General features: G+C 73.1%; 16 protein-coding genes. 8 read left to right on the forward strand and 8 right to left on the reverse strand.

Annotated elements, in window-relative coordinates; translation table 11 throughout:
• Positions 1 to 19 precede the first annotated feature (19 nt).
• Complete coding sequence (locus AC07FK_RS07305; protein ID WP_479103338.1) at positions 20 to 811, forward strand: site-2 protease family protein; 792 nt, start codon at positions 20 to 22, stop codon at positions 809 to 811.
• Here AC07FK_RS07305 and AC07FK_RS07310 read toward each other — a convergent pair.
• Together AC07FK_RS07310 and npdG are read right to left on the reverse strand one after the other, a co-directional pair.
• Positions 801 to 1,046 carry a hypothetical protein gene (locus AC07FK_RS07310; RefSeq protein ID WP_479103339.1) on the reverse strand — a complete coding sequence of 82 codons (246 nt, stop codon included), beginning with the start codon at positions 1,044 to 1,046 and terminating at the stop codon, positions 801 to 803. The two genes, AC07FK_RS07305 and AC07FK_RS07310, sit on opposite strands and share 11 nt — an antisense overlap.
• A gap of 17 nt (positions 1,047 to 1,063) precedes the next feature.
• The gene (npdG, locus tag AC07FK_RS07315) at positions 1,064 to 1,789 is read right to left on the reverse strand and encodes an NADPH-dependent F420 reductase (protein WP_479103341.1); all 726 of its coding nucleotides are present in this window, start codon (positions 1,787 to 1,789) and stop codon (positions 1,064 to 1,066) included.
• Between the two features lie 93 nt (positions 1,790 to 1,882).
• On the opposite strand from npdG, the gene AC07FK_RS07320 reads away from it, so the two are divergent.
• Both AC07FK_RS07320 and AC07FK_RS07325 read left to right on the forward strand, forming a co-directional pair.
• Positions 1,883 to 2,485 (forward strand): hypothetical protein, encoded by a 603-nt coding sequence (locus AC07FK_RS07320; protein ID WP_479103343.1) that lies wholly within the window; start codon positions 1,883 to 1,885, stop codon positions 2,483 to 2,485.
• Positions 2,486 to 2,582: 97 nt separating this feature from the next.
• Positions 2,583 to 3,872, forward strand: a complete 1,290-nt coding sequence (locus AC07FK_RS07325) for an MFS transporter (protein ID WP_479103345.1) — start codon at positions 2,583 to 2,585, stop codon at positions 3,870 to 3,872.
• A 10-nt stretch (positions 3,873 to 3,882) separates the two neighbouring features.
• Here the strand turns inward: AC07FK_RS07325 and AC07FK_RS07330 are convergent, their stop codons facing one another.
• Positions 3,883 to 4,119, reverse strand: coding sequence for a hypothetical protein (locus tag AC07FK_RS07330; protein ID WP_479103347.1), 237 nt, complete (start codon positions 4,117 to 4,119; stop codon positions 3,883 to 3,885).
• A 58-nt stretch (positions 4,120 to 4,177) separates the two neighbouring features.
• On the opposite strand from AC07FK_RS07330, the gene map reads away from it, so the two are divergent.
• Together map and AC07FK_RS07340 are read left to right on the forward strand one after the other, a co-directional pair.
• Complete coding sequence (gene map / locus AC07FK_RS07335) at positions 4,178 to 5,035, forward strand: type I methionyl aminopeptidase (protein ID WP_479103348.1); 858 nt, start codon at positions 4,178 to 4,180, stop codon at positions 5,033 to 5,035.
• A 150-nt stretch (positions 5,036 to 5,185) separates the two neighbouring features.
• On the forward strand, positions 5,186 to 5,857 hold the full coding sequence (locus tag AC07FK_RS07340; protein WP_479103349.1) for a biliverdin-producing heme oxygenase: 672 nt from the start codon (positions 5,186 to 5,188) through the stop codon (positions 5,855 to 5,857).
• Here the strand turns inward: AC07FK_RS07340 and AC07FK_RS07345 are convergent.
• Positions 5,847 to 6,524, reverse strand: coding sequence for a PhzF family phenazine biosynthesis protein (locus AC07FK_RS07345; protein ID WP_479103350.1), 678 nt, complete (start codon positions 6,522 to 6,524; stop codon positions 5,847 to 5,849). The two genes, AC07FK_RS07340 and AC07FK_RS07345, sit on opposite strands and share 11 nt — an antisense overlap.
• A gap of 170 nt (positions 6,525 to 6,694) precedes the next feature.
• Between AC07FK_RS07345 and AC07FK_RS07350 the strand changes: the two genes are divergently transcribed.
• Positions 6,695 to 7,711, forward strand: coding sequence for an SCO2278 family lipoprotein (locus AC07FK_RS07350; protein WP_479103352.1), 1,017 nt, complete (start codon positions 6,695 to 6,697; stop codon positions 7,709 to 7,711).
• Between the two features lie 22 nt (positions 7,712 to 7,733).
• Here the strand turns inward: AC07FK_RS07350 and AC07FK_RS07355 are convergent, their stop codons facing one another.
• Entirely contained in the window at positions 7,734 to 8,504 is a 771-nt protein-coding gene (locus tag AC07FK_RS07355; RefSeq protein WP_479103354.1) for a bifunctional DNA primase/polymerase, read from the reverse strand.
• A 205-nt stretch (positions 8,505 to 8,709) separates the two neighbouring features.
• A complete protein-coding gene (locus AC07FK_RS07360) occupies positions 8,710 to 9,351 on the reverse strand; it encodes a TetR/AcrR family transcriptional regulator (protein WP_479103356.1) in 642 nt (213 codons plus the stop codon).
• Positions 9,352 to 9,549: 198 nt separating this feature from the next.
• Here AC07FK_RS07360 and ddaH point away from each other — a divergent pair, with 198 nt between their 5' ends.
• Positions 9,550 to 10,410, forward strand: a complete 861-nt coding sequence (ddaH, locus tag AC07FK_RS07365) for a dimethylargininase (RefSeq protein ID WP_479103930.1) — start codon at positions 9,550 to 9,552, stop codon at positions 10,408 to 10,410.
• Here the strand turns inward: ddaH and AC07FK_RS07370 are convergent.
• Positions 10,407 to 11,420, reverse strand: a complete 1,014-nt coding sequence (locus AC07FK_RS07370; protein ID WP_479103358.1) for a small ribosomal subunit Rsm22 family protein — start codon at positions 11,418 to 11,420, stop codon at positions 10,407 to 10,409. The two genes, ddaH and AC07FK_RS07370, sit on opposite strands and share 4 nt — an antisense overlap.
• 142 nt (positions 11,421 to 11,562) lie before the next feature.
• Here AC07FK_RS07370 and AC07FK_RS07375 point away from each other — a divergent pair, with 142 nt between their 5' ends.
• Positions 11,563 to 12,873 carry a hypothetical protein gene (locus AC07FK_RS07375; RefSeq protein ID WP_479103360.1) on the forward strand — a complete coding sequence of 437 codons (1,311 nt, stop codon included), beginning with the start codon at positions 11,563 to 11,565 and terminating at the stop codon, positions 12,871 to 12,873.
• Positions 12,874 to 12,915: 42 nt separating this feature from the next.
• Here the strand turns inward: AC07FK_RS07375 and AC07FK_RS07380 are convergent, their stop codons facing one another.
• Positions 12,916 to 14,196 (reverse strand): Bcr/CflA family multidrug efflux MFS transporter, encoded by a 1,281-nt coding sequence (locus AC07FK_RS07380; protein WP_479103361.1) that lies wholly within the window; start codon positions 14,194 to 14,196, stop codon positions 12,916 to 12,918.
• Positions 14,197 to 14,264 lie beyond the last annotated feature (68 nt).

Below are 14,264 nucleotides of genomic sequence, written 5' to 3' on the forward strand. Positions count from 1 at the left end.
GCCTCTGGAGATCCCCCTCATGACCACCGCCCTCACCCGTCGCGACCGGCGGATCAGTCCCGTCTTCCTCGGGATCGTCGCCGCCATGGCGGTTTCCGGCTGGGCGGTGTGGACGGAGTTCTCGGCGAGCACGGGCTTCGCCGTCTTCCTCTTCGTCACGTCCGCGTGGATCGTCTCGCTGTGTCTGCACGAGTACGCGCACGCCCGCACCGCGCTCCACGGCGGCGACATCTCCGTCGGCGCGAAGGGCTATCTGACCCTCAATCCGCTCAAGTACACCCATCCGCTGCTCAGCATCGTGCTGCCGGTGCTCTTCGTGATCATGGGCGGCATCGGCCTGCCTGGCGGCGCGGTCTTCATCGAGCGGGGCCGCGTCCGGGGGCGCTGGAAGCACAGCCTCATCTCGGCGGCGGGTCCGCTCACGAACGTGCTGTTCGCGGCGGTGTGCACGGCGCCGTTCTGGCTCGGCGCGACGGACGGCGTGCCGGACCCGTTCCTGTACGCGCTGGGATTCGTCGCACTGCTCCAGGTCACGGCCGCGATCCTGAACTTCCTGCCGGTGCCGGGCCTGGACGGCTACGGCGTGATCGAGCCCTGGCTCTCGCACCGGGTCCGCCGCCAGGTCGAGCCGCTCGCGCCGTTCGGGCTGCTGCTGGTCTTCGCCGTGCTGTGGATCCCCGAGGTCGGCGGGCTCTTCTTCGACACGGTCGACGCCGTGCTGCGGGGCCTGGGGGTCGACGACTGGCGGACGGGACTCTCGTACTACCGGTTCTGGGACGGCGACCCCGACCCCTCCCGGGTCAGCCCCTGACCGGGGCGCCGCGGTCGGCCTTCGCCCTGCGCACGTAGTACCAGGCCATGTTCGAGGCGACTCCGGCCAGCAGGATCCACACGACGCCGAGCCAGCTGCCCTGGACGAAGGACACCACCGCCGCGGCCACGGCGAGGAGGCAGACGAGGAGGGCGTACAGAGCGAGGCGGGGCATGGGGGGCGGCTCCTGTCGGGGGGAAAAGCTTTCCGTCCAGTGTCCACCATGCCCCGGCATCCGCTGTACGCCCGCTCCTACACGTCGGTCAGGCGCAGGCCGGCGTGGGCCTTGTAGCGGCGGTTCACCGAGATCAGGTTCGCGACCAGGGACTCCACCTGGTGGGCGCCCCGCAGCCGGCCCGCGAAGACGCCGCGCATGCCGGGGATGCGGGCCGCGAGTGCCTGCACGACGTCGGTGTCGGCGCGGGCCTCCCCCAGCACCATCACGTCGGTGTCGATCTCCTCGATCGCCTCGTCCTGGAGGAGGACGGCCGACAGGTGGTGGAACGCGGCCGTGACCCGCGAGTCCGGCAGCAGGGCGGCGGCCTGTTCGGCGGCGCTGCCCTCCTCCGGCTTCAGGGCGTACGCGCCCTTCTTGTCGAATCCGAGCGGGTTGACGCAGTCGACGACGAGCTTGCCGGCGAGCTCCTCGCGCAGCGCTTCGAGCGTCTTGGCGTGGCCCTCCCACGGCACGGCGACGATCACGATGTCGCTGCGCCGCGCGCACTGGGCGTTGTCCGCGCCCTCGACGCCGAGGCCCAACTCGTCGGCGGCGCTCCGCGCGCGCTCGGCGGCGCGGGATCCGATGATCACCTTCTGGCCGGCCCGGGCCAGCCGGTACGCGAGCCCGCGCCCCTGGTCGCCCGTCCCGCCGAGCACGCCGACGACGAGGCCGGACACGTCCGGCAGGTCCCAGGGATCCTTGGCTGCGGGCTTCTGCGCGCCGACGGGGCCGGCGGGGGTGCTGTCAGTCGAAGTCATGGGCCGACCCTACTTGCAGGTAGCACGCTCGTACGGGTGAGACCGAGGCATTCACCGCCGGCGCGCGCCGGAGGTGCGGCAGGATGCCGCCGCATGGATGCCGTACGTGTCGCCCTGCTGCGCGAAGTCCTCGACGGGACGCAGTGGCTGCCGGCCTCCCGGCGGTTCGCCGGGGCGCTGCGCTCTTCCGTCGTGCCGCAGGGCGGCGGGCTGCTGCTGGTGGGGACCGAGGCGTACGAGCCGTGGCACTTGGCGGCGCACCTCGTGGACGAGGCGGCGTGGTCCGGGCTCCCGGAACTCAATCCCACCCTGGTACGCCACCGGGTGCGGCCCGGGGAGCCGGCGCACCTGTCGGTCGGCCTCGGCAGGGTCGAGGCGGCGGGCCGGGGCGAGACGCTGCTCGTCGTGGCGCCGGAGCGGCCCGGGGCGGGACTGCTGGAGCGGGTGCACGACGCGCGGCGGGCCGGGGCGACCGTGCTGTCGCTGGACGGCGGGGACCGGGAGATCCGGGGGCTGGCGCACGAGGCGTTGTCCGTGCCGGCGGGCGGGGACGTGGACCTGGACACGGTGCAGCACCTGGTGAGTGCGGCGGCGGGCGAGAACAGCGTGCCGGCCCCCCGGGGGCGGCAGCGGCTGCGGGACCGCCTCTCCCACCTGGCCGACCAGCTGACGGCGCCGCCGCCGGGGCGGTGGTAGGGGCCGGGAGCCCCCGCGCCCCAGACGCGCGAGGCCGTCGGCCGGGCGCGCGTAAACCGGTTGCCCGGCGGGGCGGCCGCGCCGAGCATGGACGCTCGTGTCCCCGAAGCTTGCGGCGGTACTGCCGGACCTCGCCCCCTGGCGCTCCTCGCGCGACTTCCGCCTGCTGTTCGTGCAGGGTCTCGTCACGTACTTCGGCAGCTTCATGGCCATGATCGCGCTGCCTCTGCAGATCAAGGACCTCACCGACTCGCCGCTCGCCGTCGGCGCGATGGGCGCGGTGGAGCTGGTGCCGCTGGTCGTGTTCGGGCTGTACGGCGGCGCGCTGGCGGACTTCGCCGACCGGCGCAAGGTCATCCTGCTGAGCGAGGCCGGCCTGGGGGTGCTGGCCGGGCTGCTGCTCGTCAACGCGCTGCTGCCGGAGCCGTTGCTCTGGCCGCTCTACGTCGTCGCCGCCGGTGTCGCCGCCCTCGCCGGGCTCCAGCGCCCCGCGCTGGACTCCCTCATGGCGCGCATCGTGCCGCACGACCAGCTCACCGCCGCCGCGGCGCTGAACTCGCTGCGCTGGCAGACCGGTGCGATCGCCGGCCCCGCGGTCGCGGGCGTGGTCGTCGCCTACGCGGGGCATGCGACGGCGTACGGCGTCACGGTCGCCGGGTTCGCGGTGTCGGTCGCCCTGTGCGCGCGCCTGAGGGCCGCTCCGGCGTCGCACGACGCCCCCAGGCCCTCCCTGCGCGGCATCGCGGAGGGCGCGCGGTACGCGTGGAGCCGGCCGGTGCTGCTGGGGACGTACGCGGTCGACCTGGCCGCGATGTTCTTCGCGTTCCCGAACGCGGTCTTCCCGTTCCTCGCGGACGACCTCGACGCCGAGTGGGCTCTCGGTCTGATGTACGCCGCCGGGTCCGTCGGAGCGGTGCTCGTCGGCCTGACCAGCGGCTGGACCTCGCGCGTGAGGCGGCACGGGCAACTGGTCGTGTTCGGCGCGGCGGGCTGGGGACTCGCGATCGCCGCCGCCGGGTGGTTCGGCAGCGTGTGGGCCGTGCTCGTGTGCCTGGTGTTCGCCGGGGCGGGCGACATGCTCAGCGGGCTCGGCCGGTCGACCATCTGGAACCAGACCGTCCCCGAGGAGCTGCGCGGCCGGCTCGCGGGCATAGAGGTGCTGTCCTACAGCGTCGGACCGCAGCTCGGACAGGTGCGGTCCGGCGCGTTGGCGGGCTGGTCGGGGACCCGCCCCGCGATCTGGAGCGGCGGCGTGGCCTGCGTGGTCTCCGTCGCCGTGCTCGCCGCGGCGCTGCCGCGCCTCATGTCGTACGACTGCGAGACGGACGCGGACGCCCGGCGCCGCCGGGACCGGAAGGACGCGGCGGCGGCCGGGACGGTGGGCTAGGCGGCGCGGGTCAGGTGCCTTCGCCGTCCGGTCGCGCGCCGTCCTTGTCGTGCCACTTCGGGTCCGTCTCCCACTCCAGGTTGCGCTCGGCCGCGGTCTCCATCGCGTGTTGCGCCTGCTGACGCGTGGCGTAGGGGCCGAAACGGTCCTTGGCCGGGCATTCCGGTCCCTCTTCGACCTTCTTGTGCTCCAGGCAGTAGAACCATTCGCCCGGCTTTCCGGCGGTGCGCTTCTTGAACAGGGCCATCGTCGGCTCCTTCCTCTGCCGCCATGCTGCCCGATGGCGGCTGGATACACTCGCTTGCATGTCTGGCCAGTCGCTGCTCGTACCAGGGGAGCTCTCTCCCGCCCGTTCCGTTCCCGGCAACATCCGGCGTCCCGAGTACGTCGGGAAACCGGCGCCGACGCCGTACACCGGCCCGGAGATCCAGGATTCCGACACCATCGAGCGCATGCGCGTCGCGGGCCGCATCGCCGCGCAGGCGATGGAGGAGGCCGCCAAGCACATCGCGCCCGGTGTGACCACGGACGAGCTGGACCGCGTGGCGCACGACTTCATGATCGACCATGGCGCTTATCCCTCTACCCTCGGATACCGCGGTTACCCGAAGTCGCTGTGCAGCTCCGTCAACGAGGTCATCTGCCACGGCATCCCGGACTCCACGGTGCTGCGCGACGGCGACATCGTGAACCTCGACGTGACGGCGTACATCAACGGTGTGCACGGCGACAACAACGCGACGTACCTGTGCGGTGATGTCGACGAGGAGTCGCGGCTGCTCGTCGAGCGCACCCGCGAGTCGCTCGCCCGCGCCATCAAGGCGGTCAGGCCCGGGCGCCAGATCAACGTCATCGGACGGGTCATCGAGTCGTACGCCAAGCGCTTCGGCTACGGCGTGGTGCGGGACTTCACGGGCCACGGCATCAACTCGTCGTTCCACTCCGGTCTGATCGTTCCGCACTACGACAGCCCGCACGCCACGACGGTGATGCAGCCCGGCATGACGTTCACCATCGAGCCGATGCTGACGCTGGGCACCCACGAGTACGACATGTGGGAGGACGGCTGGACGGTCGTGACCAAGGACCGCAAGCGCACCGCGCAGTTCGAGCACACGCTGGTCGTCACGGAGACCGGGGCGGAGATCCTCACTCTGCCGTGAACCCGGTGAGGGCGTAGCGTTTTTACCGACAGGACGTCGGGAACACATTGACTTAGGTATGCCTAAGCATGAGGATGGGCGGTGGCGGCTGCGCGTGCCGCCACCGCAGGCCCTTCCTTTCCCGTCCCCATCGGTCCCCGGAGGCCCGCCTTGGACGCAACCGCCACTGACGCCGCGACTCCCTTCTCGACGCTGATCCGTGTGGCCTCGCACGCGCAGCACACCGAGGCGGAGACCTCCACCTTCATGAGCGACCTGCTCGGCGGGAAGCTCCCCGTGGACGCGTACGCGCGCTACACGGAGCAGCTCTGGTTTGTGTACCGGGCACTGGAGGACGCGGCGGAGTCCCTCTCGGACGACCCGGTCGCGGGCCCGTTCGTCCAGCCGGAGCTGATGCGCGCCCCCGAGCTGGAGCGCGACCTGGCGCACCTGCGCGGCGCGGACTGGCGGGCCGGGGCCGAGCCGCTGCCCGCGACCGCCGCGTACGCCGCCCGCATCGCCGCGTGTGCGCGCGACTGGCCGGCCGGGTACGTGGCGCACCACTACACGCGCTACCTCGGCGACCTGTCGGGCGGCCAGATCATCCGCGACAAGGCGGAGCGGACGTGGGGCTTCGCGCGCAAGGGGGACGGCGTGCGCTTCTACGTCTTCGAGGCCATCCCCAACCCGGCCGCCTTCAAGCGGGGTTACCGCGAGCTCCTGGACCGGGTGAACGCGGACGACCTGGAGAAGCAGCGCATCATCGACGAGTGCAAGCGCGCCTTCGACTTCAACGGGGCGGTCTTCCGCGAACTGGGCGGCCAGTTCCCGCTCAGCGCCTGAACTCCCGGGCCGGTACGGGCGCCTGCGCCGCGAAGCGGACGCGGCCGCCGACCTCGATCGTGGCGTCGGGACCCGGCGCGGTCAGGATCTGGGAGCCGCGTCCCTGCGTGATGTTCAGGGCGCGGCCCAGGGCGGCGGTGAGCAGGAGCGCGGCGGCGCCGGTCGCCTCGTCCTCCGCGACGCCGTCGTCGCGGCGCGCCAACGCGCGGGCGCGCACCCGGCCCGCCGCCTCGTCCTCCCAGGCCCAGGCGTACAGCCGGCCCTCGCCGGGCGGCGCGGGCAGCGCGTCGACCTCGGCGGCCGAGGCGTACTGCTGGAGGCGGCGCGGCGGGGCCCATTCGGCGCGCGCCGTGATCCACGTGAACTCGCCGTCGTGGCGGGCCCACACCTCTCCGGCGGGCGGGTTGACGACTTCCAGGTCGAGCAGCCACGCGGCGCCGACCAGGGCATGCCCGGCGAAGGGCAGGCCCCGGCCGGGCGAGTGGATGCCGACGACACCGCGCTCGGGATCGTCGACGAACACGGTCTCGCCGAAGCCGAGTTCGGCGGCGAGGGCCTGCCGGGACGCCGCGTCGGGATACGTACGCCCGTCGCGCACGACGCCGACGGCGGCGCCGTGGTGTCCGCCGGGACCGCAGAAGACGCGGAGTACGTCGAGTTCGTTCATCCCGGCATTGAAGCACCCGGTCCGCGGCGCCCTCCACCTGCGACGTCCGGCCGATCGGACTGTCCTCCAGGTCACGGTGCGGCCGCTGTACCTGATCCCCGCGCTCGCGCTTTCGCCGTCCCCGGTAGGGTTCCGGAAGTCGGTGGGGACGAAGACACAGAAGGCAGCGCATGAGCAGGCTGAGGCGGCTGGTAACGGGTCTCGCGACGGCGACGGCACTGTCGTTGACGGCGAGCGGATGCGTGACGGTGCACGGCGAGCTGGAGGTCGTACCGGCAGCGACGAAGTCTGAGGCCGCGCGGGCCCTGAAGGACTTCACGGCCGCGTACAACAAGGCGGACAAGGCGTACGACCCGGCCCTCGACGCGGGCCGGGTCACCGGCGCGCTGGGCGCGATCAACCAGGCCGGCCTCAAGGCGCGCCAGGTGCAGAGCCCGAACGGCAATCCCCGGCACGATCCGCTGGAGCTGACGGACGCGAAGTTCTCCATCCCCAAGAAGGCCGGCTGGCCGCGGTGGTTCGTCGCGGACACCGACAGCAACCGCGACAAGGACACCGGGCGGCTCGACACGCGCTGGCTGCTGGTGTTCGTACGCGGCGGAGCCGATCAGCTGTGGGAGGTCTCGCACCTGTCGGTGCTGACGCCCAACGAGATGCCCACGTTCAAGAAGGACGCGGACGGCTGGGCCGAGCCGGTGGCGCCGGACGCGCCCGGACTCGTGGTGCCGCCGAAGGATCTGAGCGTGCAGTACGCGTCGTACATGCAGGACGGCAAGCCGGAGAACTTCGCGCCGGGGCCGCACACCTCCGCCGTGCGCCAGGCGCGCCAGAAGGCGGCGCGGCAGATCGGGCGTACGGTCCAGTACCGCGACCAGGCGCTGGACACGGGGGCGTTCGCTCCGCTGGGGCTGGTCACCGCGGACGGCGGGGCGACGGTGTTCTTCGCCACCCGCCAGTTCGAGCAGCAGACCGTCGCCCAGGGGGTCCGGCTGGATCTCAACGCCGACGTGCGGGCGCTGATGACCGGCACCGCGAAGACGAAGCTCACCAAGGAGCGGGTCTCCAGCCAGGTCGTGCAGGTGCCGGCGAAGGACACGGCGGGCACGTCGGCCGGCGCGGGCAAGGACGCGCCGCGGGTGACCGTGCTCGCCCGCATTCAGGGACTCACGGCCGCCCAGGGGTCGTGAGCCGCCGCGCCTGCCCGGCGGCTCAGCGCCCCAGCGGCCAGGCCACCGCGTGGTGGTCGTCCGGGTCGTCCTCGCCGACGTACCGCGCGCAGGCGTCGGTCAGCGTCTCCAGGAGGGTCAGCGGGTCGGGCAGCGGGTGTTCGAGGCCGCGGACCCAGCTCACCGCGTGGTCACCGGGGAGCCGCGCCGGCGGTACGAGGACGTAGCTGCCCCGGCAGTGCCAGCGCAGTCCCGGGTGCTCGTCCATGGTCTCGGGGTGGCAGTCCAGCTCGCACGGCCACCACTCGTCCTCGTCGTCCGGGGTGCCCCGGGTGGCGGTGAAGAAGAGCAGGCGCGCGTCGCCGTTGCCGGCGCCGAACTCGGCCACCGGGCCGACGTCGACCCCGGCTTCGAGCAGCCGCTCCAGCGCGTTGCGGCCCGCCTCGAGCGGTACGTCGAGCACGTCGTGGACCATGCCGGTCGCGGTGATGAAGTTGGCCTGCGGCTGGCCCTCGGCCCAGCGCTTGATCTGCGCGGCGTCGGTGGTCGACTGGGTCTGCCAGGCGAACGACACGGGGTGCCGGGCGGGGGTGGGACACCCGACGCGTTCGCACGAACACCGGTATCCGGCGGGGTACGCGGCCGGGGCCAGGGGAAGGCCCGCGGCGGCGGCGGCCAGGAGCAGGGCCTCACGGCCCTCGGCCAGGTCGTCGGCGTCGGTGGCCTTCGGGCGGCGGCGCAGCCACTGGGGAAGTCTGCTTTCCACTGTCTGCCTGCTCTCTGTGCCGCGATAGCGGCCGAAATCGGCGCCCATTCAACCCCTCACCTCAGCGTTGTGCTGTCCATGCTGCCACCATCCTGCGCCTCGGGTGGCCGCACTCCCCATCCGGGGTACACGGGCTGATATCACAGTGGCGGTGCGATTGGCGCCTTTGCCCCGATAAGTGGCCTCGCGGTGAACGTACGGCGAACTCCGTGAGCGAACTCACCCCGGGGCGGCGTCCGGCGCGCGGCGGGGCTCAGCGCGGCGTCAGGCCGCCCAGCGCGCAGTCGACGACGGCGTCGGCGTACGCGTGCGTCAGCGGGAGGGTGCGCAGCAGCCAGCGGTGGGCGAGCGGGGCGACGAGCAGTTCGAGCGCGACGCGCGGATCGATTCCGGCGCGTACGTCGCCGGCCTCCTGCGCGGCGCGCAGCCGCTTCACGTACAGCTGGAGCGAGGGTTCGAGCAGCTTCTCGACGAACTCGGCCCCCAGAGTCGGGTCGACGATGCCCGCGGCGGTGAGGGCGCGGGTGGGGGCCTCGTACACGGGGTCGACGAGTTCGTCGACGGTGGCGCGCAGGACCGTCTTCAGGTCGGCCGCGAGGTCGCCGGTGTCCGGGATCCCGTACGAGCCGCTGTCGGAGTCGGCCGCCTCCGCGGCCTGTTCGCCGAGGTCGATGAAGGCTTCGAGCAGGACGGCGGCCTTCGAGGGCCACCAGCGGTAGATCGTCTGCTTGCCGACGCCGGCGCGGGCGGCGATGCCCTCGATCGTCGTCTTCGGGTAGCCCACCTCGCCCACGAGGGAGAGGGCCGCCGCGTAGATCGCGCGGCGGGAGCGCTCGCTGCGGCGCGCGGTGTCGGGGGTCCTGCCGCCGGGCTTGGGGGTGCGGGTCTCGGCCATGGACCCAATCTAGCAGTGGGGCGAGACGTCACGTCTCGCCGGATGGGTCCGGATGGGTCCCCGCCCCGGCCGGAGAAGTTCCGGCGGGACGGTACGGGGCCCGGTCCGCCGGATGTACGCGAGCTGACCAGTCGGGAACCACCCGATCGGTTCACTGCGCGGCGGGACGGTTCGGCGGACCATGGCCTCACGCACACTCTGTGCCCCCACGCCGCTCGTGAGGAGCCCTCATTGCCTCGTGACGCCTCGCCCCGCCGCTACCTGATGTGCCCCCCGGAGCACTTCAGGGTGACGTACTCCATCAACCCGTGGATGGACCCCGGAAAGCCGGTCGACCTGCCGCTGGCGCTCGCCCAGTGGGAGGACCTGCGCGACCGCTACCGGAGTCTCGGACACACCGTCGAACTCCTCACCCCCCGCCCCGGCCTGCCCGACATGGTGTATGCCGCGAACGGCGCCACCGTCGTCGACGGGCGGGTACTGGGCGCCCGGTTCGCGTACGCGGAACGGGCCCTGGAGGCGCAGGCGCACGTGGAGTGGTTCCGCGCCCACGGCTTCACCGAGATCCACGAGCCCGCGCACATCAACGAGGGCGAGGGCGACTTCGCCGTCACCTCGTCGTGGATCCTCGCCGGGCGCGGATTCCGCTCCAGCCCGCTGTCGCACGACGAGGCGCAGGAGTTCTTCGGCCGTCCCGTCATCGGCCTGGACCTCGTCGACCCGCGCTACTACCACCTGGACACCGCGCTGGCCGTCCTCGACGACCGTGGCGACGAGGTCATGTACTACCCCGGCGCCTTCTCCCCCGGCAGCCGGGCCGTCCTCGCCCGGCTCTTCCCCGACGCGATCGTCGCGGAGGAGGCGGACGCGGCGGCGCTCGGGCTCAACGCGGTGAGCGACGGGCGGCACGTGCTGCTGCCGCAGGCCGCGCTGGGGCTCTTCGCGCCGCTGCGGGCGCGGGGGTTCGAGCCGGTCGGGATGGACCTCGGGGAGCTGCTGAAGGGCGGCGGCAGCGTGAAGTGCTGCACGCAGGAACTGCGCGGCGAGCCGCGCGGCTAGGAGGCGGGCGGCTGGGGCGGCGGCCAGGCGTCGCCCCAGTCGACGTCGCGGGCCGCGCGGTAGAGGTCGCCGTGGCGCTTCTTGGTGACCGTCTCGCGGGTGAGTTCCTCCGGCTTCGCGCACAGTTCCAGCAGGACCATGCCCTTGCGGATCTGCGGCCTGCGGATCACGCGGTTGCCGGCCGGTTCGGCGGGCAACCCGGCGCGGACGGCGGCCACGTAGCTGAACTTCTCGTCCTCGTACGGGAGCGATCCTCCCTTGACCTGGCGGTGCAGGGAGGAGCGGCTGACCCGCGCCGAGAAGTGGCACCAGTCGGCGCCGGGCTCGATGGGGCAGGCGCCGCTGTGCGGGCAGGGCGCGGCGACGCTCAGACCGGCGTCGATCAGCTGCTGCCGGGCCTCGATGACGCGGAGGTAGCCGTCGGGGGTGCCGGGTTCGACGATCACGACGGCCTGCGCGGCGCGGGCGGCCTCGGCCACGAGGGCGACGCGGTCGGCCGGGGTCAGTTCCTTCAGCACGTACGAGACGGTGACGAGATCGGTGCTCTCGATCCGGAGCGCCGATCCGATACGGGAGCGCTGCCACCTCGCGGCGCCGAGGGCGGGGGAACCGCTGGCCTCGGCCAGCTCGCGGCCGAGGGCGAGCGCGGGCTCCGCCCAGTCGACGACCGTACTGGCCGCCTTCTCCCTCCACGCCTCCGCGACCGCCCAGGTCGCGGCGCCGGTCCCGCCGCCGAGGTCCGTGTGCGTCGCCGGGGTCCACTCCGGGGCGGCGTCGCGCAGCGCTGCGAGCGCGGAACGTACGGCCTCGAAGGTCGCGGGCATCCGGTACGCGGCGTACGCGGCGACGTCGGAACGGTCGCGGAGCACGGGGGCGCCGGTGGGGGTTTCGCCCCGGTAGTTCGCGATCAGCCGCTCGACGGCCTGCGCGGCCTGCTTGGGCGGCAGCCCGTCCAGAAGTCCGGCGAGCGCGCCGCGCAGGGCTTCCGCGGTGGGGAGGGTGGAGTTCACCGTCAAATTTTAGGCCCCCGCGGAGTCCACCGGACGCCGCCCGCCGGGCGGCCGTGGAGCCCGTCGCGGGGCGGCGGCGAACTGATCCGGGGGGTGCGGGAGTTGCTACGCTGACGCCCTTGTCGTGACCCTCGGGGGGACCATGGGACAGCGGGTCGTACGGGTGGCTCTGGTGGCCGGTGTGATCGTCCTGGCGCTGCTGCTCCTGCTGGCCACGTGCGGGGGCGGGGGCGGGGGCGGGGACGACGCGGACGAGAAGCCGAAGCCGCCCCGGTCCTCCGCGCCCGCGAGGAAGAGCGCGGCGGCCGGGCCCGCGACGCGGCTAGCCGTTCCCTCGGCGTACACCACCGCACGGGGCTGGGAGGTCACCGGCGCGTCGCAGGAGTACGCCGTCGCCGCGAGCGCGGGGCGGGTGGGCTTCCTGGAGCGGGCGTCCGCCACCCGGTTCCGCCTGCGGACCGTCGACGCGGCGAGCGGCCGGACGCGGTGGGCGGGTGACGCGTGGCAGCCGCTGTCGGATCCCGCGCACTTCCCCCGGCTGCTCGCGGTGGCCAAGGACGGCCGGGAGTTCTTCGTCACCTGGTCGTACGGGAGGGTCGGCGAGGACGCGCTGTCCTCGGCCGACGCGATCGTCGCGCTGGACGTGTACGACGTGCGCAGCGGTGCGCAGCAGCGGGTCGAGCTGCCCTGGCCCGGCGTACCGAGCGTGAGCGCGGACGGCCCCGGCGTCCTCGTCAGCGACGGCGGTGCGGACAGCGCGGTCGTCGATCCGGTGACGGGCCTGGTGACCCGTACGTCCCCGAAGGACCTGCGCCACCCGAAGGGCTGCGGGGAGTGCCGGGTGCAGACGCAGGTGCGGGCGGTGACGGACAAGGGGCTGCTGGTGAGCGGGCGCCGGGAGTTCTGGGTGCGGGGCGGCTGGCACAGCCGCACGCACGCGCCGGGCGGCACGGAGGCGGCCTCCGGGGTGCCGACCTCCGTGACGGACGGGCGGATCCTCGCGCGGTGGCGGAAGAAGCGGGGCAGCGAGGGCGCGGCCGACTACGACGTGTGGGCGGTGCACGACGCGACGACCGGGAAGGTGCTCGCGAGGACGCAGTGCCGGAAGCCGGCCATAGAACCGGGAACGCATCCGCGGGCGGCGCTGTCCCCGGAGGGCCGGTACCTGGTGGCGGGGAGCCTCGGCTTCGACCTGGAGACGGGGACGGGGCACTGCTTCGAGGAGGCCGACGGCACCCGGCCGCTGTCCCTGACGGTGGTGACGGACACGGGCGTGGCCTACGGCACGACGGCGACCCGCACGCCGGTGGAGGCGGACCTCACGACCCGTCGGCCGGCGGCGCTGGCGGCGAACGTGCACGTACCGGCGGTGGAGGTGGCCGGCACGGCCCTGTTCCTCTGGACGGACCGCAAGGACCGCCCGCATCTGATCGCTTACGCGCGGCGGGGCTGAGCGGCCCCCCGCCGGGCGGGGGCCCGAGCCGTCAACCGGTCGTCACGCGGTCGTGCGCTGCCAGGGGCGGCACAGGGCCGCGAAGAGGGCCAGGGACGTCAGGGCGCAGGTCAGCTGGACCACGGACATCGGAACCGCCGTCGCCTCGCCCGCGATGCCGACCAGCGGCGAGGCGATCGCGCCGATCAGGAACGACGACGTGCCCAGCAGCGCCGACGCCGAGCCCGCCGCGTGGGGGGTGCGCATCAGGGCCAGGGCGTTCGTGTTGGGCAGGGCGAGCCCCATCGACGACATCAGGACGAACAGGCCGGCCGCGACCGGGACCAGGCCGACCTCGCCGAAGACCCCGGCGGTCATGAGGAGGAGCGCGAGGGAGGCCAGGGCGATCAGGGAGAGCCCCGTCGCCAGCACCTTGTCCATGCTGATCCGGCCCACCAGCAGCTTGCCGTTGATCTGGCCGACCGCGATCAGGCCGACCGAGTTGAGGCCGAAGAGCAGGCTGAAGGTCTGGGGCGATGCCCCGTAGATCTCCTGGACCACGAACGGGGACGCGGCGATGTACGCGAAGAGGGCGGCGAAGGCCATGCCTCCGGCCAGCATGTAGCCGGTGAAGACCCGGTCGGCGAGCAGCCCGCGCATCGTACGGAGGGCTTCGCCGACGCCTCCCCCGTGCCGCCGCTCCTGCGGCAGCGTCTCGTGGAGCCACTTCCACACCACGAGGGTGAGAAGGAGGCCCACCGCGGTGAGGACCACGAAGACGCCCCGCCAGTCGGTGATGCGCAGCACCTGTCCGCCGATGACGGGCGCGATGACCGGCGCCACCCCGGAGATCAGCATGAGGGTGGAGAAGAACCGGGCCATCTCCACGCCGTCGTACAGGTCGCGGACGACGGCGCGCGCGATCACGATGCCCGCCGCCCCCGCGAGTCCCTGGAGCAGCCGGAAGGCGATCAGCAGCTCGATGGTGGGCGCGAAGGCGCAGATCGCGGTGGCCGCGACGTACACGGTCATGCCGAGGAGCAGGGGCTTGCGGCGGCCGAACCGGTCGCTCATGGGCCCGACGACGAGCTGCCCGAGCGCCATGCCGGCGAGGCACGCGGTCAGGGTGAGCTGCACGGTGGCGGCCGGCGAGCCGAGGGACCGCGTGACCTCCGGGAGCGCGGGGAGGTACATGTCCATGGAGAGCGGCGGCAGCGCGGTGAGGCCGCCGAGCACCAGGGTGACCAGGAGGCTCGCGCGACGGGCGAGGGGGAGCGAATTGCGCTGCTTGGTTCCCCCTGTGCCGGATATGTGACCTTGCGTGGACTGGCCTGTCTCCGGCATTCGCGTCTCCATGTCGTTGAATCTGCACCTATGCTCTCAGCTCGTCCCGAGTGGTCGAGACCTTTTCC

It is taken from the genome of Streptomyces sp. NPDC046122, from assembly GCF_056429965.1.

What these genes read in the sequence shown, in the direction of transcription:
- AC07FK_RS07305 (WP_479103338.1), top strand. Translation starts at nt 20, where the DNA reads ATGACCACCGCCCTCACCCGTCGCGACCGGCGGATCAGTCCCGTCTTC.
- AC07FK_RS07310 (WP_479103339.1), bottom strand. Translation starts at nt 1,046, where the DNA reads ATGCCGGGGCATGGTGGACACTGGACGGAAAGCTTTTCCCCCCGACAG.
- npdG (WP_479103341.1), bottom strand. Translation starts at nt 1,789, where the DNA reads ATGACTTCGACTGACAGCACCCCCGCCGGCCCCGTCGGCGCGCAGAAG.
- AC07FK_RS07320 (WP_479103343.1), top strand. Translation starts at nt 1,883, where the DNA reads ATGGATGCCGTACGTGTCGCCCTGCTGCGCGAAGTCCTCGACGGGACG.
- AC07FK_RS07330 (WP_479103347.1), bottom strand. Translation starts at nt 4,119, where the DNA reads ATGGCCCTGTTCAAGAAGCGCACCGCCGGAAAGCCGGGCGAATGGTTC.
- map (WP_479103348.1), top strand. Translation starts at nt 4,178, where the DNA reads ATGTCTGGCCAGTCGCTGCTCGTACCAGGGGAGCTCTCTCCCGCCCGT.
- AC07FK_RS07345 (WP_479103350.1), bottom strand. Translation starts at nt 6,524, where the DNA reads ATGAACGAACTCGACGTACTCCGCGTCTTCTGCGGTCCCGGCGGACAC.
- AC07FK_RS07350 (WP_479103352.1), top strand. Translation starts at nt 6,695, where the DNA reads ATGAGCAGGCTGAGGCGGCTGGTAACGGGTCTCGCGACGGCGACGGCA.
- AC07FK_RS07355 (WP_479103354.1), bottom strand. Translation starts at nt 8,504, where the DNA reads ATGGGCGCCGATTTCGGCCGCTATCGCGGCACAGAGAGCAGGCAGACA.
- AC07FK_RS07360 (WP_479103356.1), bottom strand. Translation starts at nt 9,351, where the DNA reads ATGGCCGAGACCCGCACCCCCAAGCCCGGCGGCAGGACCCCCGACACC.
- AC07FK_RS07375 (WP_479103360.1), top strand. Translation starts at nt 11,563, where the DNA reads ATGGGACAGCGGGTCGTACGGGTGGCTCTGGTGGCCGGTGTGATCGTC.
- AC07FK_RS07380 (WP_479103361.1), bottom strand. Translation starts at nt 14,196, where the DNA reads ATGCCGGAGACAGGCCAGTCCACGCAAGGTCACATATCCGGCACAGGG.